Raw genomic sequence first — 21,442 nt, 5'->3', positions numbered from 1 at the left:
TCTCTTTCGTTGCTGATGCTGTTGGCATTCGTATACACAGCCGTGCGGCGACTGCGGTATCCCTTTGAACTTGACCGCATGGAATCAGCCATGATGACCTCCGTGTGGCGGCTCGCCCATGGACAACCTTTGTACGGGAAGCCATCGCTCGAATGGGCCCCGTTCCTGTATGCGCCTCTGTTCTTCTATGCTTCACTCGCGATGTCCAAGATCACCGGGCTGGGATATGTCGCTCTTCGCTCGGTGTCATTGTTGTCAGCGCTGGGAACCGCAGCGGTACTGTATCTGCACATTCGCCGCGAGACTGCGAACACCGTAGCGGCCATCTCTGCCGTGGGCATCTATGCTTCGCTCTACAGCGTCGCATTGGGGTGGTACGACATTGGGCGAGTGGATTCGTTGTCCGTCTTTCTCTTTGTGCTTGCCGTGTACTGTATGCGCTTCGCACCTCCGCCGATTGCAGCCATAGTCTGGGTGCTGGCGTTCCAGACGAAGCAGGGATTTCTGCCCATAGGGCTGTTGGCCTTTGTCGTCGAGTGGAGACGGCCGCGCCGCATGGTGCTCAATATGGCGATCTATGCTGCGCTTGCGTGGCTCAGCATCGTCTGGCTGCAGCGCACTTCGGGCGGCTGGTACAGCTACTATGTCTTCGGTACCGTGAAACAGCTCGGAATCTCAAGGCACTACGCGGTGCTGTATCTGCCCTACGATCTGCTCCAGCCTCTGCCCATCGCCCTGCTTCTGTGCGCGATGGCGCTCATGGTCCGACCCATCCGCTGGTCTTCCCAGCGTGGTTTTTTCTATGTCTGGTTCACGCTGCTGATTACGGGAAGCATCTGGTTCGCGCGCGCGCATGAGGGCTCTTACGTCAACACAATCCTTCCCGCCTACGTGTGGCTCGTGCTGGTCGCCGGTATCGCGATTGCCCGGTTGGCGCCTCTCGACGCGCAGTCGCCGCTTCCGGGCCTGCTCTGGCTGATGGTCATCGCGCAGATATCCATGCACCTCTACCGGCCGATCGAATTCGATCCTTCGCCATCGATGCTCGCCACGCGCGAGCACTTCCTGGACATCGTCCGTGGTGTTCCTGGCGATATCTGGCTCACCAGCCACAGCTACGATGCCATCCTCGCGGGCAAGCCCTTGCACGCGGAGATGGACGCTCTCGACGCCGTGCTGGAGAAGGACCCACAGGTAGCGGCGGAGGTACGAGAAGCCATTGCCGGCAAACACTTCACAGCGATCCTCCTCGATCACGAGCCCGAAACGTACTCCCCTGCCTGGTTGTTCAATGGGCCACCGTTCACCTCGGGGTATCGCCAGGAGGCAATCGCTCCCATGAACTTCGTCAACACCGTAGGGGATCAACCTTCGCTGGCATTCCTGCCCTGCGATATCCCGGCGACAGCCGCGCAGAGCCTCCTCATGCCGCAGACCTTCGCGCGACAGGGCCAATGTCCTTCAGGAGCACAGTGATAGCCTTGACCCAAGAAGCTCACACCATGGCGAACACTCCCCGCATTGCAGTTCTTGTGCCGTGCCGCAACGAAGCTATATCGATCTCGCGGGTCGTCGATGACTTTCGTGCCGCGCTGCCGTCCGCTGTGATCTACGTCTACAACAACAACTCCACCGACAACACGGAGGAGATTGCCCGAGAACATGGCGCCATCGTGCGCCGCGAGACTCTTCCCGGCAAGGGCAACGTCGTCCGACGCATGTTCTCGGACGTAGAAGCCGACATCTATGTCCTCGTCGATGGAGACGGCACCTACGACGCAAGGTATGCGCCGCAGATGATCGAGTTGCTTCTGCGCGAGCATCTCGACATGGTGAACGGCGCTCGCATCACCGACATTGAGGCCGCATACCGGCCTGGGCATCGGCTTGGAAACTCCGTTCTCACCGGCCTGGTCGCGAAGATCTTCGGAAGCCGCATCCGCGACCTCCTCAGCGGCTACCGCATCTTCTCGCGCCGCTTCGTCAAGAGCTTTCCTGCTGCATCGCACGGCTTCGAGATCGAGACCGAGCTCACCGTGCACGCGCTGCAGCTGCGCATGCCGCTGGGCGAGGTCGATACTCCCTATCGCGACCGCGAAGAGGGCAGCACCTCCAAGCTCAACACCTACGCCGACGGCGCACGCATCCTTCGCACCATCATCCTGCTCGTCAAGGATGAGCGCCCACTGCTCTTCTTCTCGCTGGCTGCGGTGTTCTTCTTCTGCCTCAGCATTGGCCTGGCGCTGCCCATCGCGCTGGAGTTCCACCGCACGCACCTGGTGCCACGCTTCCCTACGGCCATCCTCGCGATGGGGATCATGCTGCTCGCGTCGCTGTCGCTCTTCTGTGGCCTGATCCTGGACTCGGTCGCTCGCGGCCGCGCCGAGGTGCGCCGCATGCGCTACCTCGACGTTCCCTTCTTCGAGCCGTAGAACTTACTGATTCAGCGGATAGACGAAGAAGACCGTTCCCGGTACATGCTCCCACCCAGCTGGTGTGTCCGTGGTCGTTGCCGACTCGGCAACAATCGCCTTGGCGCCATTCCGCCGCACCGTAGCCAGCACCTGCTCCTTGTTCGTGAGGGAGTTCCAGAACGTCATCGGATCGCCATCATCCGGCACCTCAATCTCGGTGTCGATGGCCGTATCCGCAAGCCGCGCCCAGTATTGGTCGACGTAGCAGGCCTGATCGCCGAAGCAGGCCACATAGCTCCCGGGGCTCGTTCCCAGTGCTCGCAACGCGGCAGCTGCCGGATAGATCTGTTTGCTGTACGCTCCACCCGGCTGCGCGGTCACGTTGTCGATCCGGCGCGTCTGCGCGATATCGCGCAGGCTTTGTCCCAGCAGCACGAAGGCCAGTGCGATGCACGCGACCTCGACACCAGCTGGCAACGCTGCGCTTCTTCCGGTCCGCAGCATCGCCGTCAGCGGGAAGAGCACAAACATGAATGCGAACTGCACGTAACGATCCTGCAGGTCGATGGGCATGTAGATGGCGACCAGCAGCGCTCCCCATCCGATCAGCACCAGGTACGGCAGAGCTTCGCGCCAACTCGCGGGCAATCTGGCTCCGAGCAGGAAGAACAAAAGCAGCACGACGAGCGGCTCAGGCCGCTCCAGCAGGAACCTGGTCAGCAGCTCGGTGGTCCGGATCAGCCGGTGCACATGCCCCATCAGGTAGATCTTCGGCTTCAGCCCCTGCGTCCAGTACGAAGGATCAAACCACAGGGGATATGTGCCCACCTGGTGGTCGCGATAGCTGTAGATCGCCGGTGAATTTAGCAGGAGCTCTTCGTGATGCGCCCAGTTCGCGCTGGCGTGGCCCAGGTCGCCCGTCCGCCACTCGTGCCAGCGCGCGGTGCCATCGACAAAGAAGGCATAGTTCATGCGTGCGCTCTCGCCGGTCGTCAGATACCCGCGCTGCTTCGATATGCCATAGACGTAAGGTCCTGCCAGCGCCGCATAGACGAGGCCCGCGAGAATGACACCGGCAAGCATCCGCCGTTCGCGCAAGACGGCATACAAGCCAAGGGCTCCGAGCAACAACACCGACGGAATCATCGCATACGACTTGGTCAGGTACGCCAGCCCCAGCGACAATCCAAGCAGCGGAAAGAGCCACACCCTGCGCTCGACCTGGATGCGCAGCAACGTTCCCGCAGCGACGAAAAACAGCGTCATCATCAGCGCGTCACTACGCACCTTGCCCAGCGAAAGCTCGCGCAGGAACGACACCAGCAGCGTCGCAAAGCTGAAGAAGTACAACGCCGTGGCCGAGAAGGCATGGGTGGCGTCAGGATCCTTCTTTGCACGCAGCTGCAACAGCCCGGAGATCAGGTACGCGCAGGCCGCGAACGAACAGCAGTAGATGAAGAAGTTGCAGTAGTAGAACACCTGCAGCTCGTGCACCCGCGTGGGATGTGCGAGCTGCAGCCCTGCTGCAAGGACGACCGAATACAGCGGATTCCAATAGCCGTTGATGGCCATCGCCCAGTCGTGCCGCAGCATCGCGGAGGCAATATCCATGAACGCCAGCGCGTCGCCATCAAGCTGATAGATGTCGTACTTCGCCAGACCAATCCCATTGAAGAAGAGGATCGCGCTGTACGCAATCAGGAGTCGCCGGGCCCACGTCCCAGTCCCGGCCAAGGCGTTTGTCACACGCTGCATAGGGCCAGCATAGCGCAGCAGGCTCACAACGATGCGGCGAGCGCTACGCTTCGTCGTAGACCACGCGAAGCAACTCCGCCGCCATCCGATGCATCGGCCGCAGCAGCGGAAGCTGCGCAATCTTCAACGTCAACAGCAGCATCTTCAGTGTCTGGTCGAACAGGGCCTTCGTGCGGCGGGCATTCGTGGAGCGGTCATATACCCAGAAAAGAATGAGCCCCATCTGGTACATCCACAGCAGCCGCGGAAGGTATGGTGCGATGTCCTTCGGCAGCTTCACGCCCGAGTCTGCAACAGCCCGCTCGAAGAAGCCCAGGTCCTCCTCGCGGATGGCGCTCGTTTCGCTGCTGAAAGGGCTCAGCGGATGCTCCGGGTCCGCATGCGCAGAGAGCGCTCCGAGCAACCGTTTGTTGGGCGCGAAGTACTCAAGCTTCTCGCCGATGATGGTCCGCAGCCGCTGCTCCAGCGTCTTTGCCTGCGCCAGCTTCACTTCGAGGTCAGCCACCATCTGCCGCTGCGACTGCTCATAGAACGCCATCACCAGCGCGTCCTTGGAGTCGAAGTAGTAGTACGCCGCACCGGTGGCTACGCCCGCCTCGGCCGCGATCTCCCGCATCGTGGCCCGCTCAAAGCCGTGCTCACGGAAGACCGCCAGCGCCGCGGCAAGGATGCGAGCGCGCGTCTCCTCGCTCTTCGTCCCCGCCTCGGCGCCCGCCGCCCTGCGCGCCTGTCTCGCAGGCTTCTCGATCGTCGATGTCTTCTTAGCTGCGCAGATGGTACGGATCTCCCAGAACCTGCGACGGACGATGCACGGCGCGACGCAGAGGTTTCGATGTAGCACTCTTGTGCTGCTTGCTTCGGGTACAGAGCCACAGGCTGGCCACCGTGGCCAGGCTCAGGATGAGGATACTCGTTGCGGGGGTAAGCATCACAAATCTCCGGTTGTGCATGGTTGTTCTCAGCCTTCTGGAAAGTTGCTCGTGCCACCAGCCAATCTCTACAACGGAGCTGACGGCACGAACTCCTACGCCGTCGCCGGAAGCTCCGTCTCGCGATTCGCCCGGTTCCGCGTGCCAAACCGCATCAACGTCAGAATGACGATGTTGGTGACGTGCATGATGCCCAGCACCGTGACCACGACCCCAAGCTTCCAGCTCTCCACCTCCAGCACGGCCCGCAGGTTCGCCATCGAGTACTCCGTCTTGAGCGCCAAGAGGATGAAGCCGATGTTCACGAGGTAGAACCCAACGACCAGAAGGTGATTCACCGCGTCCGCCAGAATCTCGTTGCCGCGAAAGGCATCCACAAGAAAGACCCGTCCGTTGCGGTGCAGCGTGCGCGCTACCCAGGCCGTCATGGCCAGTGAAATGGCGACATACAGCGCGTAGATCAAACCGATATTCATCTTCCCTCTCCTTGGTGCTGCATCAGCTCCGATTCGTTTCTGAACGTGTTCAGAAATAGAAATACGCCCATACCGACAGCGACGCAACTTAAAAGTGAACACGTTCAAAATCGACGCGGCCCCATTCGGGCCGCGCGGTTGTCACATTGTTCTGCTGTTCTGCTGTTCTGCTGTTCTGCTGTTCTGCTAAAGAATGTACCGGCTCAAGTCCTCGTTCTTCACGATGCTCTCCACCTGCGCGGCAACGTACTTGTGGTCGATCGTCAGCACGCGCTGCGTGGTGTCTTCACCGTTGTCGCGATGCACGACGCGGTCCACCAGAGCCGGAACGCCATCAATATTGGCGTTCGTACCGCTCTGCGCGGCGCGGATCATGTCCGGCGCGGAGAAGCTGATCTCGTCCAGCACCTTCTCGAGGATGGTATGCAGGCGCCGCGCGCCGATGTTTTCGGTCTGCTCGTTGACCGTGAAGGCGAACCGGGCCATCTCTTCAAGCGCCTCCGCGGTAAACTCCAGCGTCAGTCCTTCGGTCTCGAGCAACGCCCGAGCTTGCTTCACCAGCGAGGCGCGCGGCTCGGTGAGAATGCGCAGGAAGTCGTCGACGGTCAGCGGCTTCAGCTCCACGCGAATGGGGAACCGGCCTTGCAGTTCGGGGATCAGGTCGCTGGGCTTGGAGACGTGGAACGCTCCCGCCGCGATGAACAGGATGTGATCTGTCGTCACGAAGCCATACTTCGTGTTCACGGTCGTGCCTTCGACGATCGGCAGGATATCCCGCTGCACGCCTTCGCGGCTGATGTCGGGACCATGCCCGCCCTCGCGCCCTGCGATCTTGTCGATCTCATCGAGGAACACGATGCCCGTGTCCTCCACACGCTCTATGGCGACGCGCGTGATCTGGTCCATGTCCAGCAGGCGTCCCTCTTCTTCCTGCACCAGGTAGTCGAAGGCCTCACCGAGCTTCATGGGGCGGCGGCGGGTCCGCTGCCCGAACATGTTCGAGAGCATCTCCTTCATGCCATTCGATTCCATCTCGTCAGACGGCTGGTTGGAAAAGATCTCGACCTGCGGCTGGTTGCGATCGCGGGTCTCCAGCTCAATCATGCGGTCGTCGAGCCGTCCTTCGCGGAACTGCTGCCGCAGGCGTTCCCGTTCGCGGCTGCGGTCCGACTCAGGAGCCGCAGGGGCTTCTACAGCATGGATTCCGCTCGGCTCAGCCGCGGCGAGCGCGGGGGCGGCAATCTCCGTCACCCCTGCGGGGTGGTCGGCGCGCGCCGGCGCAGGGCGTTCGCTCTGGGCCAGCACCAGGTCGATGATGCGGTCTTCGGCGGCAAGCTCGGCGCGGTCTTCGATCTCGTCCAGCTTCTCTTCGCGCACCATGTCGATGGCAGTCTCGACCAGGTCGCGCACGATGGACTCCACGTCACGCCCGACATAGCCCACCTCGGTAAACTTCGACGCCTCGACCTTCAGGAAGGGTGAGTTGGTCAGCTTCGCCAGCCGCCGCGCGATCTCGGTCTTGCCCACGCCGGTCGACCCGATCATGAGGATGTTCTTCGGCATCACCTCGTCGGCAATGTCTGGTGAAAGCTTCTGGCGGCGGGTGCGATTGCGCAGCGCCACGGCGACGGCACGCTTGGCCGCAGCCTGCCCGACCACGTACTTATCGAGCTCCGCGACGATCTCGCGGGGCGTCATATCTTCAAGCGAGACGGCTTGATCTTCTGCGGTTGCGGGTAGGTAAATGGCCATTATTCCGTATCACCGTATTTTTCCAACATAGCTGCGTCCGCAAGATCCTGCAGCCTGCCGACAGCCTTCTTATTTCGAATCAGGTGTTCGCGGGAAATAACCGACGCTTGCACTCCTCCATCGAGGAAGCAGATAGTTCGGTCTCGCCAAGCTTCTTCCGTTGATACGCCCTCAATGGCCTGCAGCACATCGATCCGATTCGGAGGAACACCGAACTGAATTACCTGGCCGGGACGTCCGAAAAAATCCGACGGTTGATACCCGGCGATCGGTGCTCCGTATTCTGCCAGCGCCTTGAAAATGCGTTGTGCGTTCTCAGGGGTACTTCGAATCCGAATATCCAGGTCCTTCGTCAAGCGAGGTTCGCCGTAGGCACCCACAGCGTGGCCGCCGATGACAACGTATTCAACCCCGTGTGCGTTGAATGCGGCGAGTAACTCTTCTTGGTCCTTGAGCATCCGTATCGATCCCATGCTGGCGTGAGAACGCTTCCGCCATCTCCGCGATCGCCCGCATCTTGGCCCCGAAAGGCTGGGCTTTCCAGTACCGGATCGTCTCCCGGTCTTGCTCCTCAAACGACTCAAAGATGCGAATCGTTCGGCTCGGATCAGCAGCAACCCACTCCTGCATGGAAGCCCTCCACTATCAGTATTCTACTCGGCCCTCAGCTCTTCAAACGTCACATTGTCATTGGAGTAGATACAGATCTCCGCCGCGATTTTCATGCTCTTCTCCACCACCTCGCGGGCGGTGAGATCGGTGTTCTCCAGCAGCGACGTCGCGGCGGCCAGCGCATAGTTTCCGCCCGAGCCGATCGTCGCGATATAGCCGACGGTCTCACCCGCGGCGTTGCGCACCGGGTCCGGTTCAATCACATCGCCATCGCCGGAGAGCACATACATCTGCTTCCCGTCGGCGACGATCAGCAGCGCTTCGAGCTGGCGAAGCTGCTTGTCCGTACGCCACTCGCGGGCCAGCTCCACTGCCGACCGGCTCAGGTTGCCGCCGAACTGCTCCAGCTTGGATTCGAACCGCGTGAACAGCGCGAAGGCATCGGCGGTGGATCCCGCAAAGCCAGCGAGGATGCGCTCGTTGTAAAGCCGCCGCAGCTTCTTCGCGGCGCGTTTCATCACGGTGGCGCCCAGGGTCACCTGGCCATCGGCGGCGATGACGGTATCAGCCCCGCGGCGTACGCACAGCACGGTGGTCGAGCGCACGCGGCGTCCGTCCGCCAGATCCAGTGGGTGGCCGGCGCGGGCATCGTGGCCGGGCCGCGAGTTTGTTCGGGCGTTCTGCGATCGCTTCATAGTCCTCTTCGGCACAGCCTCAAAGTATATCCCTCCATCTCGCGCGTCTCGCCGCACGAGCCTTCCGGCTGCGATATGCTGGCCTCAATAGACCCCTCGGGAACGCCTTGAAGTGAAGCCCTCCGTCCACAAGCTGATGCAGACGCTGCAGCGCATCGACCTGCGGGTGGTCGGAGCCATCGTCGGCGGCCTTCTGCTGATCGGCTTCGGCATCTGGCTGTTCTTCCGCCTGCGCCGCCCCACCCCGGATGAAGTCGAACGCCGCCGCCGGATGCATCTCTCCGAAAAGGGCCGCATCACCGACGGCTTTATCCTCGATGCCCGCACCCTGGCGGGCGAAGAGAGCATCTCCGACGAGCCCGAGGTGTTGGTCTACAGCTATCGCCTCGCAGGCGTCGTCTACAACTGCGCGCAGGATGTCTCCGCGCTCGCCGACCGTGTGCGAGGCTTCCGTCTCGACCAGCCGGTCCAGGTTCGCTACGACCCCCGCAATCCGGGCAATAGCGTCCTCGTCAGCGAGGTCTGGAGCGGCCTCAGAACGCCCGGAATTATTCGAAGTGCAGCGGAACCGCAGAGCAGCAGAACGTCAAGCTAACAGAACAGCGGAAACCTGGGCTCCATCTGTTCCGCTGCCTCGAACGTCTCTTCGCAATCCGCTGGATCTGGAACTCGTTGTAGCGGTCGCCCCGCGAGGGCGTCGCCGATCAGTTCCACGTTGTCGCTGATCCTCACGCAGGCCGTAGAGGTCGCTCCTCCCCATCCAACCGAGCCCCATGCGATATACCGGATTACGGCTCGTGGCGGCCGCAGGATCGAATTCGCTGACTAAGTCGGAGACAAAGGATCGACGGAGCGGGCGGCGTGCACGCCGATACGTCTGGGCCCGGGCGTGCACGTCCGCTCCTTCAAGATCGGATGCCTGCAAACTTCTGCGGGCTGGCCCGTAACTCCCCACGAGATCGCAAGATAAAGCGTTGCCAGACGAGATAGGTTGCCTGCTGATAGCACATTTGCGCGGAGACTCGCCGAAGCCTGCTACACTCAGCGCCAAACCGAAGCTCATTTCTCTGTACCGTTTCGGCATAACCGTCTTCGCTGCCTGGCCTTCTCTGCCTTGCGCGGAGTGCGTCGTTTGCCGAAGTAGCAGAAGATAAGCTGTACCTCGGGCCTCAACGCCGCTGTATCCGGGACTGTCTGCTTGCCGCTGAGTCGTATCGCGAGCCTGCCCAACAGCACGACGTGCCATCACACGCCGCTGCAAAGGCGGATATGCGCCCGGTTCTTCCGCCCATGCTTGAGTTCGCTCCTGGTTGCGGCGAGCCTCTGCGTCATAGCACCGCTGTCGAGCCACCCACAGGTCCCGTCCGAAGGCCGCCAGACCGAAAGCAGTCAACCTTCCGCCAATCGCCGGGCTCGAGCCAGGACCTTCGCCTCTGCGCGTGGAGTCGCCCGGCCAGCGGGGGCCCGCGACCCGCTTCTCAGCCCGTCGCAAGCTCTGGCCGTGGCACGCCGACAGTCGTTCGCGATGGCAACCGCCCGCAGCGCCCGGCCAGACAGCTCCATCCTCACCGCTCCGTGGCAGCCACTCGGTCCCGGCTCCCTCGCGTCCCTCAGCTACGGCAATGTCACGGGGCGAGTCACCGCCCTAGCGCTCGACCTCAACGATGCCACCGGCAACACCGTCTATCTCGGGACGACCGGCGGCGGCGTCTGGAAGTCGGCCAACGCTGCCAGCGCCCTCGGCTCCGTCACCTTTGCGCCGCTCACCGATGACCTTCCCGCCTTTAGCGCGAACTCCGGCAGCGCCGTCATCCCCTCGCTCTCGATCGGTGCGCTGGCTGTGCAGCCCCACACCAACCCCGTACTCCTCGCGGGCACTGGCGATCCCAACGATGCCATCGATTCCCTCTACGGCGAAGGTCTGCTGCGCTCCACCGACGGCGGCCTCACGTGGGCCGTCATCCAGGGTTCGCACGACGGCGTGAACGGCAACCACAGCTTCATCGGCCTCGCAACGGCAGGCATCGCGTTCTCGACCGCCTCACCCTCGCTGGTCGTAGCGGCATTTTCCACCTCCGCCGACGGCATCCTCACCGGCGAATCCAGCACCTCCACGGCGGGCCTGTACTACTCCAGCGACGCCGGCCTGACCTGGCAGATGGCCAGCCTCTATGACGGAGCCCAGGTCGTCCAGCAGCCCACGCCCTACTTCGGCAGCCAGCCCGGAAACCCCGTGACCTCGATGGTGTGGGACGCGCAGCGGGCTCTCTTTGTCGCGGCCGTTCGCTATCACGGCTACTACAGCTCCCCCGACGGCATGACCTGGACGCGCCTCGCTTCGCAGCCCGGCGCAGGCCTCGCGCTAGCGAACTGCCCGTCGATCACCACCTCTACCGCCTGCCCGATCTTCCGAGGAGCACTAGCGGTACAGCCCGCCACAGGCGATCTCTACGCCCTCACCGTCGACGCCAGCTCGAACGATCAGGGCCTCTGGCAGGATCTCTGCCGCCTCAACGCCGGCGCGTGCTCGACGCCCCAACCGGCTTTCGCCACGCGGATCGACAATGGCTCGCTGGAGGCCGGCTCCGGTAACACCACCATCGCGCAGGGTACCTACAATCTCGCGCTCTCCGCTGCACCCGCGTCCTCGGGCGAAACGGCCCTCTACGCCGGCACGATCGACCTCTACCGCTGCACCCTCGCGCTCAACGGAACCTCCTGCACCTGGCGCAACACCACCAACGCCGTCAATGGCTGCGCCGCTCCCGCGCAGGTAGCGCCCGCGCAACATGCACTGGCGACCCTCAGCCAATCCTCAGGAAATCCACTGCTCTTCCTCGGAAACGACAGTGGCCTCTGGCGCTCACTGGACGGCGTGGCCGAGACGGGCGCAGCCTGCTCTGCCTCGGACGCAAGCCACTTCGACAACCTCAACGCTGCCATCGGGGCAGGAGGTTCGCTTGCCGAGATCGTGGGTCTCGCGCAGCATCCTTCGGACGCCGATACGCTGCTCGCCGGGCTCGGACAGAACGGCTCCGGAGCCACGAGCACGGTTTCTTCGCTTGCCGCGTGGCCGCAGCTGTCGGCCGGGGAAGGCGGATTTCCTCTCCTCGATCCCAATACGCCCTCGAACTGGCTGCTCAGCATCGGCGCAGGGGTCAACGTTGCTCTCTGCCAGCTGGGGCCAGCCTGCGCCCCGGCAAACTTTGTCCCTCCGGCAACGGTCGGCGAAGCCCAGGTGAGCTACGACGCCGCCCAGCTCGATGCGCCCGCCCTGCTCGATCCCGGCATGACGACCAGCCTCGTCACCGCGACCTGCCGCGTGTGGCGCGGGCCCGCAGGCTCAGGATCAAGCTGGTCCACCAGCAACGCTCTCTCTCCTGCGTTCGATGGCGGCGCCACACCTTGCACTCCGTCCAGCGCACTTGTGAGATCCATCGCGCTCGGCGGACCCGTCTCCAGCTCGTCCAGCGCACAATGGGCCGGTTCCCAGGTCATCTATGCCGGCATCAGCGGCTCGCTCGACGGTGGCGCCGCCATTGGCGGCCATGTCTTCGTCACCACCACCGCCAACGCCGCAACCAGCACTTCCGCGTGGACCGACGTCACGGGCTCACCGGTCACCAACGACTCCGCAGGCTTCAACCCCGCAGGCTTCGACGTCTCAGCCCTCGCCGTCGATCCCCACGATGCGACCGGAGCCATCATCTACGCAACCATCATGGGCTTCGGCGAGCCCCACCTCTATCGCTCCACCGACTTCGGCGCCCACTGGACCAACATCTCCGCAAACCTTCCCAACGCTCCTGCCAACGCCGTCGCCGTCGATCCCAACGACGCAAACACCGTCTACGTGGCGCTCGATACCGGCGTCTATGTCACCTCCTCCGTCACCACCTGCCCGACCACCAACTGCTGGAGCCCGCTCGGTACCGGCCTGCCCAACTCGCCCGTGACCTCGCTCGCCGCCGGGGCCAGCCTGCCCACCGGCGACGGCCGCGTCGGCCTGCTGCGCGCCGGTACCTACGGCCGCGGCATCTGGAGCACGCCGCTGCTCACCGCCGCCCCGCCTGTCGCGGCAGCGATCACGGTCTCTCCTGCGAGCCTCACCTTCCCCGCCACGGGAGTCGGCAACACCTCCGCCGCGCAGACCCTCACCGTCACCTCCAGTGGCAACACCACACTCGTGATCGGCACCCTCAGCGTGACCGGGAACTTCGCCATCCCCGCCAGCGCGCCAGACACCTGCAGCGGTCACAGCCTTGCCGCGGGGACCAGTTGTACGGTGGGCGTCGTCTTCGTTCCCGTCGTGCTGGGCAGCGCTTCGGGGACGCTCTCGATCCCCTCCAGCGCCGGGAGCGGCACCGTCGTCGTCCCGTTGAGCGCCACAGGCGTCCATCCCGCCACAGACGCGCTCACGCCAACATCGCTCACCTTTGCCTCACAGCCGGTGAACACCACCAGCGCCGCACAGACGGTCACGCTCACAAACGCCGGTGACCTCGCCCTGGCGATCTCCAGCATCACCTCGTCAAGCGCAGACTTCGGTGAGACCGACACCTGTGGCACGTTGCTGGCCGCGCAAAGCTCCTGCAGCATCAACGTTGCGTTTACCCCTTCAGCGAGTGGCACGCGCACCGCGACGTTGACCCTCACCGATGCGATCCGATCGCAGACCGTAAGCCTCAGCGGAACCGGCTTCAATCCCGCGACCGATACGCTCTCGCCTGTCTCGCTCACCTTCGCCTCGCAGGCTGTGAACACCAGCAGCGCGGCTCAGCTCGCGACGATTACTAACTCCGGCGACGTCGCTTTGTCCCTCAGCAGCATCAGCTCCACCAGCACCGAGTTCCCCCAGACGAACGCCTGCGGCAGCTCCATCGCTCCTCACACAGCCTGCAGTGTGAGTGTCGTCTTCGCGCCCACGGTGACCGGCACACGCACGGGTTCGCTCATCATCGTGGACGCCATCCAGACCGAGACCGTGGCCCTGAGCGGCAGCAGTGCTGCTCCACCCACGGACACCCTCGCGCCGGCATCACTTACCTTCCCCTCACAACTCGTGAACACCACCAGCACAGCCCAGACCGTGATGTTGACGAACTCCGGCGATCTGGCGCTTGCCATTGCGAGCATCGCAGCTTCGCCGTCTCCCTACACGCTCGTCAATCACTGTGGCGCCTCGCTTGCAGCACACAGCTCCTGCGCGCTCAGCGTCACATTCACCCCAGCCGTGCGCGGCAGCATCAGCGGCTCGCTCACCGTAACTGACGCGCTCCATACCCAGTCCGTTGCGCTGTCGGGCACAGGTTCGCTTCCTGCCACGGATACGCTCTCCGCGACCAGCCTCGCATTTGTCTCGCAGACCATCGGCACCACCAGCTCGCCGCGCAACATCACATTGACGAACTCCGGCGATCTGCCCCTCCCGATCACCAGCATCACGTCGTCGAGCCTCGACTTCCCGCAGACCAACAACTGCGGCAGTTCACTGCCGGCGCTCACCTCCTGCAGCATCACGGTCAGCTTCTCTCCGACCACCACGGGCGCGCGCACCGGCAGCATCGCGCTGGTCGATGCCAACGGCACGCAAAGCGTCGCGCTCACGGGACAGGGAACCGCGCCGGCAGGTGTCTCCGTCGCACCCGCAAGCCTGGGGTTCGGTGCGGTACTCACGGGTACCACCGCCACGGCGCAGGTCATCACGCTTACCAACAACGGCGGCACAATCGTGAACGTCTCGTCTGCCACCGCCAGCGCCGGCTTCAATGTCGCCTCGTCGACCTGCGGTGCGACGCTGTCCGTAGGCTCGGCCTGCACCTTCAGCATCACCTTCACGCCTCCCGCAGGCGGCGCCTTCAATGGCACGTTCACCCTCGTCGACGATGCTCCCTCGTCTCCGCAGATCGTGGCCCTTTCGGGTACCGGGGCGACACCAGCCGCGCTCACACTCTCCGCCACGGCGCTGTCCTTCCCCTCCACGGTGGTGGGAAGCACCAGCGCCACCGAGAACCTGATCCTCAGCAATCCCGGCGGCCTGCCGCTCACGCTCGCGGGAATCAACGTGAGCGCAGGCTTCACGCTCGCCTCCAGCAACTGTGGAAGTACGCTGGCTGCGGGGAGCTCCTGCACAGTCAGCGTGGCGTTCACACCCTTGGTGGGCGGAGCACTCACAGGCACGCTGACGGTCGGCAATAGCGCCACGCCAGCGATCCAGACCGTCACCCTCAGCGGCACAGGCCTCGCCGCTGCAACGGACACGCTCTCTCCGTTGTCCCTCACCTTCGCCGCGCAGTCCACCGGCATCAGCAGCGTGGCGCAGCTCGCCACGCTCACAAACTCCGGCGACGTGGCCTTGTCCCTCACCGGCGTCTCGAGCTCGAACCCAAACTTCGCGGTAGCGGACGGCTGCGGACCTTCGCTGGCGGCACACAGCTCCTGCAGCTATCGCATCAGCTTCAGCTCCTCGACCACAGGAACATCTACGGGCGTACTCACCGTGGCGGATACCCTACGCACGCAGGTGGTCGCCCTCACCGGCTCCACCTACCTGCCCGCAACCGACAACCTCTCCGCGACCGCGATCACCTTCGCCATCGAGCCCGTGGGCACTACCAGCAGCCCGCAGAACCTCGTGCTCACCAACACAGGCGACGTCGCGCTGAGCATCCAGAGCATCACCACCTCCAGCGCAGAGTTCGGTGCCACCGGGAACTGCGGCGCATCGCTGGCGGCGCATAGCTCCTGCACGCTCAACGTCACGTTCACGCCATCGGGCTCAGGCACGCGCACGGGCAGCCTGGTCATCACGGATGCGCTGCGCACGCAGACCGTCAGCCTTGGCGGTACGGGCGAGCAGGCTGCGACGGACACGCTCAGCGCGACCGCACTCACCTTCCCCTCGCAGCAGGTGAGCACCACAAGTCCCGCGCAAACGGTCACGCTGAGCAACACCGGCGACGTCAACCTCAGCATCAGCAGCATTACGTCCGCGAGCCCAGACTTCGCCGCTGTCAGCAGCTGCGGAGCTTCGGTCGCAGCTCACAGCAGTTGCACTCTCAGCATCACGTTCACGCCCTCAGCGACTGGAAATCGCAGCGGCCTGATCACGCTGGTGGACAGCGCTCACACGGAGACGATCTCTCTCACCGGAGTCGCCGTCGCTCCAGCGAATCTCGTCTTCACGCCTTCGTCGCTCAGCTTCCCCGCGACCCTGGTCAACCAGACATCGGCGACGCTCATCGTCACGCTCTCCAACACCGGCGGCAACGCCGCGACCTTGCAGGCGCCGGTCATCACCGGTGACTTCGCGATCACCAGCAATACCTGCGGCAGTTCCCTGCAACCCAGCTCGGGATGCTCCCTCGCGATCACTTTCACCCCTGTCGCCACAGGCACACGCTCCGGCATGCTGACCGTCGCGACCAGCGCTGGATCGCAGACCGCCGTGCTGAACGGTACCGGCAATGCACCTGCCACGGATACGCTGACGCCGTTGGCCCTCACCTTCTCCCTGCAGCAGATCGGCACCACCAGCGCCGGCCAGCAAGTGACCCTGACCAACGCCGGGGACGTCCCGCTCACGCTGATCGCAACGTCTACCTCGACCACGGAGTTCGGTGCAGTGAACGCATGCGGTCCTTCGCTGGCAGCGCACTCCACCTGTGCCGTCGTCGTCACATTCACACCCACGGCTACAGGAGCCCGCAGCGGCATCCTCACGATCAGCGACTCGTATCGCACGCAGACGGTGGTACTGACTGGTACCGGTGCTGCGCCGCCAGGTGTCTCGCTGAGTCCCGCGTCGCTGACCTTCGCTCCCACCGGCGTCGGCGCAGCCTCTGCCACGCAGGCCGTTGTGCTGACCAATAACGGCGGCCTGCCCTTGAACATCGCTAACACCAGCATCAGCCCCGGCTTCGCCCTCGCTTCCAACAGCTGCAACGCAGTGCTCATAGTCGGCGCCAACTGCGTGCTGCAGATCAACTCAACTCCCGCCGCGCCCGGTTCTTACTCCGGCTCGCTGACGCTCACCACCAACGGTGTTCCCGCAACGCAAACCGTCGCGCTGGCGGGCGCAGGCGTAGACTTCACCCTCGTAGCTACAGGAGCCACATCGCAGACGGTCAACACCGGAGGCACGGCGTCGTACGCGCTGCAGCTCGCCTCGACCGCGTCTCTCAGCGGCCCCGTTGCCCTTAGTTGCACTGGAGCACCCACGAACTCGCACTGCCTCGCCTCTCCAGCGACCGGGGCACTGGGCGGAACCCAAGTCATCAGCGTCACGGTCACCACGGGCGTCGCTGCACTGGAACGCGGCCCGGCACCTCCGTGGATGCAACGCAGAACAGAGATCGCATTCGCCTTGAGCATGCCGCTGCTCTGGCTCGGCCGACGCAGGCGAAGGCTTGTCTCCCTCGCTTGCATGATGCTTGTCTCGATAGGTCTCGCCTCGCTCAGCGGCTGCGGTGCGGGGCGCGCACTGCCTCCGGGAGCAACGACGACGCTTCCATATCCCACGCCCGCAGGCACCTATACCCTCACTATCACCGGCTCCGCGTCAGGCATCTCGCACACAGTGTTGCTCACGCTCATCGTGCAGTAGGACGTGCTTGAGTTCGATCTCGACCATTTACGCTGACTGCCCCGCAGACACGCCGCTAGCCCATGCCCACTGGAAGTTATAGCCACCCAGCCACCCCGTTACGTCGACGACCTCGCCGATGAAGTACAGCCCTTCAGCGCGGCGGCTCTCCATGGTGCGTGCATCGAGCTCCCGTGTATCCACGCCACCCAACGTCACCTCGGCTTTGGCGAATCCCTCTGTTCCGGCGGGGACAAAGGCCCACGCATGCAGAGCAGCTTCAAGCCTCGCAAGCCCGGCGTTGGTCCAGTCCTGGGGATCCATGTTTCGAACCCACCGCTCTGCGAACCGCGCCGGCAACACCTCTCGCAGAGCAAAGAACAGCGCGGCAAGGTCCCGTCGCGATTCCTTCGCATACAGCGGCGCGAACACATCCTGTCCCGGAGCAAGGTCGAACCGTACCGCTTCTCCTTCGCGCCAGTAGCTCGAAGCTTGCAGCACAACTGGCCCGCTCAGTCCGCGGTGCGTAATCAGCAGCTGCTCGCGAAATGCGGGGATCCGCTCGTTGCGGTCCTTCTTTGCAGCCTTTCGCTCGACCTGCGCCACGCTCTCCGCAGACAACCCGCTGAGGTCGCACCAACGCTCCCGATCGTCCGCGCTCAACACCAGCGGCACTAGCGCGGGACGCGGCGCGATGATGCTGTGCCCAAACTGCCGCGCAACGTCGTACCCAAAGCCTGTCGCACCCATCTTGGGGATCGAGAGACCACCGCTGGCGATGATCAGTGACTCGCAGGCGAAGTCGCCCACGCTGGTGGTCAGATGGAAGCGTGCATCAACCTGCCCCGCATCACCTGCCGGGGTAGAACGAACCTCCGTAACGGTAGCGCCGCATTGGATCTGTACCCCGGCCTCGCCGCACTCCGCCTCCAGCATGGTCACAATCTGTCGCGCCGAGCCGTCGCAGAATAGCTGCCCCAGCGTCTTCTCGTGGAAGGCGATGCCATGCTTCTGTACCAGCGCGATAAAGTCCTGCGGCAGGTAGCGTGCCATCGCGGACTTCGCAAAGTGCGGATTCGCGCTGAGATAGTTCTCCGCCCGCGCGCCTGTGTTGGTGAAGTTGCAGCGCCCGCCGCCCGAGATCAGGATCTTGCGACCGATCTGCTCCCCGTGCTCCAGCACCAGGACCCGGCGGCCACGCCGGCCTGCCTCCAGCGCGGCCATCAGTCCGGCCGCTCCACCACCAATCACCACCACGTCTGTACGCGTCTGCATCGATCTTCATTGTATGGACGCGCGAAGCGAGGGCAGCATCATCGCGCGAACGCGCATCTCATCTCGCAGAGGGCTCGATGATGATGAAGACATTTCCATGGGTAGCAGCGGCAGCAGGCGTAGCGTTAGCGGCATACTTCCTCAAGAACATGCCTGTCCCACAACATGCAACGGGTTCGAACGATGTCGAAGACGCAGCGCGCAAGACCTCGGTCTGGGGCTCGAAGCAGCGCGTCACGGGCAAGGGCAGGGGCCTGATCGGTAGCCTCAAGCAGGGTGTCGGTCGCGCCACGGGTAACCAGGAGCTCCAGGACCAGGGCGCCATCGATCACATCGGCGGCGCCGTGCAGGACGCTGCGGGAGAGCTGGCGCAGGCCGCAGGGCAGACCCTGCACGACTTCAACCGCTAGCTTTCATCGCAAATAACCCGGTAAAGCTGCGATTCGCGCGGCGGGCTCTACACTGAGCTTGTATGTCTGAGCTCCCTGTTCTTCGCACCAGCCGCCGCGCCTCCGCCCGCCTTCGCAGCGGATACCTCTGGATCTATCGCAATGACCTCGAAGGTCCGGAGCCCGATGCAGCTCCTGGCTCGCTCGTCACGGTCCTGGACGCGAGCCTGCGGCCCCTGGGCACCGCGCTTTACTCCAGTGCGTCGTTGATTGCTGGCCGCCTCGTATCGACCACCGCAGACCTCACCCGCGAGCAGTACATCGCCGATGTGCGCACCCGGATCTCTGCGGCCGTCGACCGCCGTCGCATCGTCGCTCCACTCGGCGACTCCACCACGGCGCAGCGGCTCATCTTCAGCGAGGCAGACGCCCTGCCCGGCATCATCGTCGATCGATACGGCTCCATGGTCGTTCTGCAACTGCTCACGCAGGGCACCGCGCAGGACGATGTCCGCGAGGCGGTCGTCGACACGCTCAAAGCCAGGCTCTCGCCCAATCTCGAGCCTCTGACCATCTGGGAGCGGCCCGACCCGCGTATCCGTGAGCTCGAGCAGCTCGCCGCGCCCGCCACGGAGGCGCTCTTTACCAATCAGCCCACACCGGAAGCGACCACCGTCTTCTCCCTCAATGACGTGCGCTTCGGCTACGACGTTGGCGCAGGACAGAAGACCGGCGCCTTCCTGGATCAGCGGCTCAACTATGCCGCCGCAGCGGCGCATGTCAGGGTTTCGGGGCTCCACAAGCGCGCCCTCGATATCTGCACTTACCACGGAGGCTTTGCGCTGCACCTCGCGCAGGTCTGCGACAAGGTCACCGGTGTCGACCAGTCCCATTCGGCCCTGGAAGCTGCAGAGCAGAACCTCAAGCTCAACCAGGAGACGCTGGCCGCAACCAGGGTCGATTGGATCGAAGCCGATGCCTTCGACCTGATGCGGGCGCTCGACGATGCGCACCGCAATCCCGACGCGAAGACGAAGCTGCCGCTCGATGCGCGCGAGTCCTTCGATGCGATCGTGCTTGATCCGCCCGCCTTCGCGAAGACCAGGCGTGCGGCCGAAGGCGCGCTCCGAGGCTACAAGGAGCTTAACCTTCGCGCTCTGCGCCTGCTCGCTCCCGGCGGCACGCTCATCACCTGCTCCTGCTCGCACCACGTCTCGCTGGCGGAGTTCACCGAGGTTGTCGCCGCCGCAGCCGCTGATGCGGGCCGTCGCGTGCAACTGCTGGAGGTTCGCGCCGCTGCGCCCGACCATCCCGAAGTGCTTACCCTGCCGGAGACGCAGTACCTGAAGTGCCTCATCCTGCGCGTGGAATAGACCGCCTTACCTTACATCCAGCTCGCGTTTGAAGAACGCCACGGCCATCTCCGCGACCTTCATGTGGACGGCATCGCGGTCGACGCCCGGCTCGTCCGCACAGTACACACCCAGCTTCTCCCTGCCCAGCGTCGTGCAGGTATCGAGGAACGTGTAGTGCGCGACGCCGCCCGGCAGCACCGTCTCGTGCAGGCCCCGCACCTTCGAGCGCAGGTAGTCTCCGTTGTACCGTGCCGGAGCGATGGGATCCGCATTACCCACGACAACATCGATGGGCATGCGGATGTCCTTCAGGCTCTCCGGCGTCAGTACCTCTTCAATGGCTGGAGAGATCGCAAACACAGCGTGGATGCGGTCATCCGCGAAGCTCTCTCCGCTTCGCGCCAGCGAGACCCTGCTGGTCTTGCGCGCCGTCTCCAGCATCACGGGAGGCGGCCCAAAGGCCTTCATCTCCGGCACATGGCACCACGCGAGATCGGTGTGCTCCTTGCACTCGTCATAGAGCACGCTCACATCCGTGCGCGCTCCTGCGAGCTCCATCACGGTGTAGCCGCCGATCGAAAATCCCGCCGCCCCGATCCGGTCGCGATCGATGCGTGGGCCAATCTCTTCATCGGCCAGCATGCCGGTGATCACATCGCTAAGGTCGGTCGCGCGTTCCCACCACAGCACGAAGCCCTGCGCGGTGTAAGGCTCGTTGCCGTTGTTGCCGGGATGATCCACCGCGGCCACGATGAAGCCCGCACGGGCCAGCACTGTGCCCAGCCACGCCATCTGGTCCGCGGAGCCGCCCGTGCCGTGCGAAAGCACCAGCAGCGGCAGCTTGCGCAGGCCAGGAATCATCGGAGCATTCGGTGCGGCGCTCCCCTTGCTCAGCAGCGGAGCTCCGGGCGGCCCGATCCACTGTGGCGTCTCCGCCACGCTCTCCGGCGCGGGATACCACACCGTCACGTTGAGTTGAGGCTTGCCGCCACGCCAGTCCCGCAGCTCCTTTGGATGAAACACGCGCGTGGTCACGCCCGCATGTGCTGGAGAAAACGGAGCGGGCCTGGTGTACCTCCCGGCAGAAGCCGCAAGAGGCGCAAGGCAAAGCAGCGCGGTGAGAATCGCTCGTCGCATGTCGATCAGCTTAGACGATGGCGCCGGTCCGCATCGCGACACCGGAACAAAAGATCACGCGCACCAACA

At 64.0% G+C, this 21,442-nt stretch carries 14 protein-coding genes; 6 read left to right on the top strand and 8 right to left on the bottom strand.

What is annotated here, in order from left to right; all coding sequences use genetic code 11:
* Nucleotides 1–90 precede the first annotated feature (90 nt).
* Entirely contained in the window at nt 91–1,476 is a 1,386-nt protein-coding gene (locus tag C4S68_RS09680; RefSeq protein ID WP_146072097.1) for a hypothetical protein, read from the top strand.
* A gap of 26 nt (nt 1,477–1,502) precedes the next feature.
* Complete coding sequence (locus C4S68_RS09675; RefSeq protein WP_103932871.1) at nt 1,503–2,432, top strand: glycosyltransferase; 930 nt, start codon at nt 1,503–1,505, stop codon at nt 2,430–2,432.
* A 3-nt stretch (nt 2,433–2,435) separates the two neighbouring features.
* Here C4S68_RS09675 and C4S68_RS09670 read toward each other — a convergent pair whose 3' ends face one another.
* The 6 genes from C4S68_RS09670 to hslV all read right to left on the bottom strand — a co-directional run bounded on the left by C4S68_RS09670 (nt 2,436) and on the right by hslV (nt 8,633).
* Nucleotides 2,436–4,169, bottom strand: coding sequence for a hypothetical protein (locus C4S68_RS09670; RefSeq protein ID WP_146072096.1), 1,734 nt, complete (start codon nt 4,167–4,169; stop codon nt 2,436–2,438).
* A 43-nt stretch (nt 4,170–4,212) separates the two neighbouring features.
* Nucleotides 4,213–5,010 (bottom strand): TetR/AcrR family transcriptional regulator, encoded by a 798-nt coding sequence (locus C4S68_RS09665; RefSeq protein WP_235011489.1) that lies wholly within the window; start codon nt 5,008–5,010, stop codon nt 4,213–4,215.
* Nucleotides 5,011–5,193: 183 nt separating this feature from the next.
* A complete protein-coding gene (locus tag C4S68_RS09660; protein WP_103932869.1) occupies nt 5,194–5,574 on the bottom strand; it encodes a hypothetical protein in 381 nt (126 codons plus the stop codon).
* 186 nt (nt 5,575–5,760) lie between these two features.
* Complete coding sequence (hslU, locus tag C4S68_RS09655) at nt 5,761–7,326, bottom strand: ATP-dependent protease ATPase subunit HslU (RefSeq protein WP_103932868.1); 1,566 nt, start codon at nt 7,324–7,326, stop codon at nt 5,761–5,763.
* The gene (locus C4S68_RS09650) at nt 7,326–7,784 is read right to left on the bottom strand and encodes a hypothetical protein (RefSeq protein WP_103932867.1); all 459 of its coding nucleotides are present in this window, start codon (nt 7,782–7,784) and stop codon (nt 7,326–7,328) included. The genes hslU and C4S68_RS09650 overlap by 1 nt, the downstream gene beginning before the upstream one ends.
* A gap of 195 nt (nt 7,785–7,979) precedes the next feature.
* Nucleotides 7,980–8,633, bottom strand: a complete 654-nt coding sequence (hslV, locus tag C4S68_RS09645; protein ID WP_103932866.1) for an ATP-dependent protease subunit HslV — start codon at nt 8,631–8,633, stop codon at nt 7,980–7,982.
* Nucleotides 8,634–8,745: 112 nt separating this feature from the next.
* Here hslV and C4S68_RS09640 point away from each other — a divergent pair, with 112 nt between their 5' ends.
* Together C4S68_RS09640 and C4S68_RS09635 are read left to right on the top strand one after the other, a co-directional pair.
* Nucleotides 8,746–9,228, top strand: a complete 483-nt coding sequence (locus C4S68_RS09640) for a DUF3592 domain-containing protein (RefSeq protein WP_103932865.1) — start codon at nt 8,746–8,748, stop codon at nt 9,226–9,228.
* Between the two features lie 930 nt (nt 9,229–10,158).
* The gene (locus C4S68_RS09635) at nt 10,159–17,238 is read left to right on the top strand and encodes a choice-of-anchor D domain-containing protein (RefSeq protein WP_103932864.1); all 7,080 of its coding nucleotides are present in this window, start codon (nt 10,159–10,161) and stop codon (nt 17,236–17,238) included.
* A 27-nt stretch (nt 17,239–17,265) separates the two neighbouring features.
* On the opposite strand, the gene C4S68_RS09630 is transcribed toward C4S68_RS09635, so the two are convergent.
* Nucleotides 17,266–18,492 carry a BaiN/RdsA family NAD(P)/FAD-dependent oxidoreductase gene (locus tag C4S68_RS09630; protein ID WP_103932863.1) on the bottom strand — a complete coding sequence of 409 codons (1,227 nt, stop codon included), beginning with the start codon at nt 18,490–18,492 and terminating at the stop codon, nt 17,266–17,268.
* 77 nt (nt 18,493–18,569) lie between these two features.
* Between C4S68_RS09630 and C4S68_RS09625 the strand changes: the two genes are divergently transcribed.
* Together C4S68_RS09625 and C4S68_RS09620 are read left to right on the top strand one after the other, a co-directional pair.
* Nucleotides 18,570–18,902 carry a CsbD family protein gene (locus tag C4S68_RS09625; RefSeq protein ID WP_103932862.1) on the top strand — a complete coding sequence of 111 codons (333 nt, stop codon included), beginning with the start codon at nt 18,570–18,572 and terminating at the stop codon, nt 18,900–18,902.
* A gap of 62 nt (nt 18,903–18,964) precedes the next feature.
* Entirely contained in the window at nt 18,965–20,254 is a 1,290-nt protein-coding gene (locus tag C4S68_RS09620) for a class I SAM-dependent rRNA methyltransferase (RefSeq protein WP_103932861.1), read from the top strand.
* A 6-nt stretch (nt 20,255–20,260) separates the two neighbouring features.
* Here the strand turns inward: C4S68_RS09620 and C4S68_RS09615 are convergent, their stop codons facing one another.
* The gene (locus C4S68_RS09615; protein ID WP_146072095.1) at nt 20,261–21,373 is read right to left on the bottom strand and encodes an alpha/beta hydrolase family protein; all 1,113 of its coding nucleotides are present in this window, start codon (nt 21,371–21,373) and stop codon (nt 20,261–20,263) included.
* Nucleotides 21,374–21,442 lie beyond the last annotated feature (69 nt).

This window comes from Bryocella elongata (genome assembly GCF_900108185.1).
Lineage (GTDB): Bacteria > Acidobacteriota > Terriglobia > Terriglobales > Acidobacteriaceae > Granulicella > Granulicella elongata.
This window is presented reverse-complemented; position numbering and strand designations above follow the sequence as displayed.

Coding starts and splice junctions, on each gene's coding strand:
- C4S68_RS09625 (WP_103932862.1), top strand. CDS start 18,570: ATGATGATGAAGACATTTCCATGGGTAGCAGCGGCAGCAGGCGTAGCG.
- C4S68_RS09660 (WP_103932869.1), bottom strand. CDS start 5,574: ATGAATATCGGTTTGATCTACGCGCTGTATGTCGCCATTTCACTGGCC.
- C4S68_RS09680 (WP_146072097.1), top strand. CDS start 91: ATGATGACCTCCGTGTGGCGGCTCGCCCATGGACAACCTTTGTACGGG.
- C4S68_RS09615 (WP_146072095.1), bottom strand. CDS start 21,373: ATGCGACGAGCGATTCTCACCGCGCTGCTTTGCCTTGCGCCTCTTGCG.
- C4S68_RS09670 (WP_146072096.1), bottom strand. CDS start 4,169: ATGCAGCGTGTGACAAACGCCTTGGCCGGGACTGGGACGTGGGCCCGG.
- C4S68_RS09635 (WP_103932864.1), top strand. CDS start 10,159: ATGGCAACCGCCCGCAGCGCCCGGCCAGACAGCTCCATCCTCACCGCT.
- C4S68_RS09630 (WP_103932863.1), bottom strand. CDS start 18,492: ATGCAGACGCGTACAGACGTGGTGGTGATTGGTGGTGGAGCGGCCGGA.
- C4S68_RS09675 (WP_103932871.1), top strand. CDS start 1,503: ATGGCGAACACTCCCCGCATTGCAGTTCTTGTGCCGTGCCGCAACGAA.
- hslV (WP_103932866.1), bottom strand. CDS start 8,633: ATGAAGCGATCGCAGAACGCCCGAACAAACTCGCGGCCCGGCCACGAT.
- C4S68_RS09620 (WP_103932861.1), top strand. CDS start 18,965: ATGTCTGAGCTCCCTGTTCTTCGCACCAGCCGCCGCGCCTCCGCCCGC.
- hslU (WP_103932868.1), bottom strand. CDS start 7,326: ATGGCCATTTACCTACCCGCAACCGCAGAAGATCAAGCCGTCTCGCTT.
- C4S68_RS09650 (WP_103932867.1), bottom strand. CDS start 7,784: ATGCTCAAGGACCAAGAAGAGTTACTCGCCGCATTCAACGCACACGGG.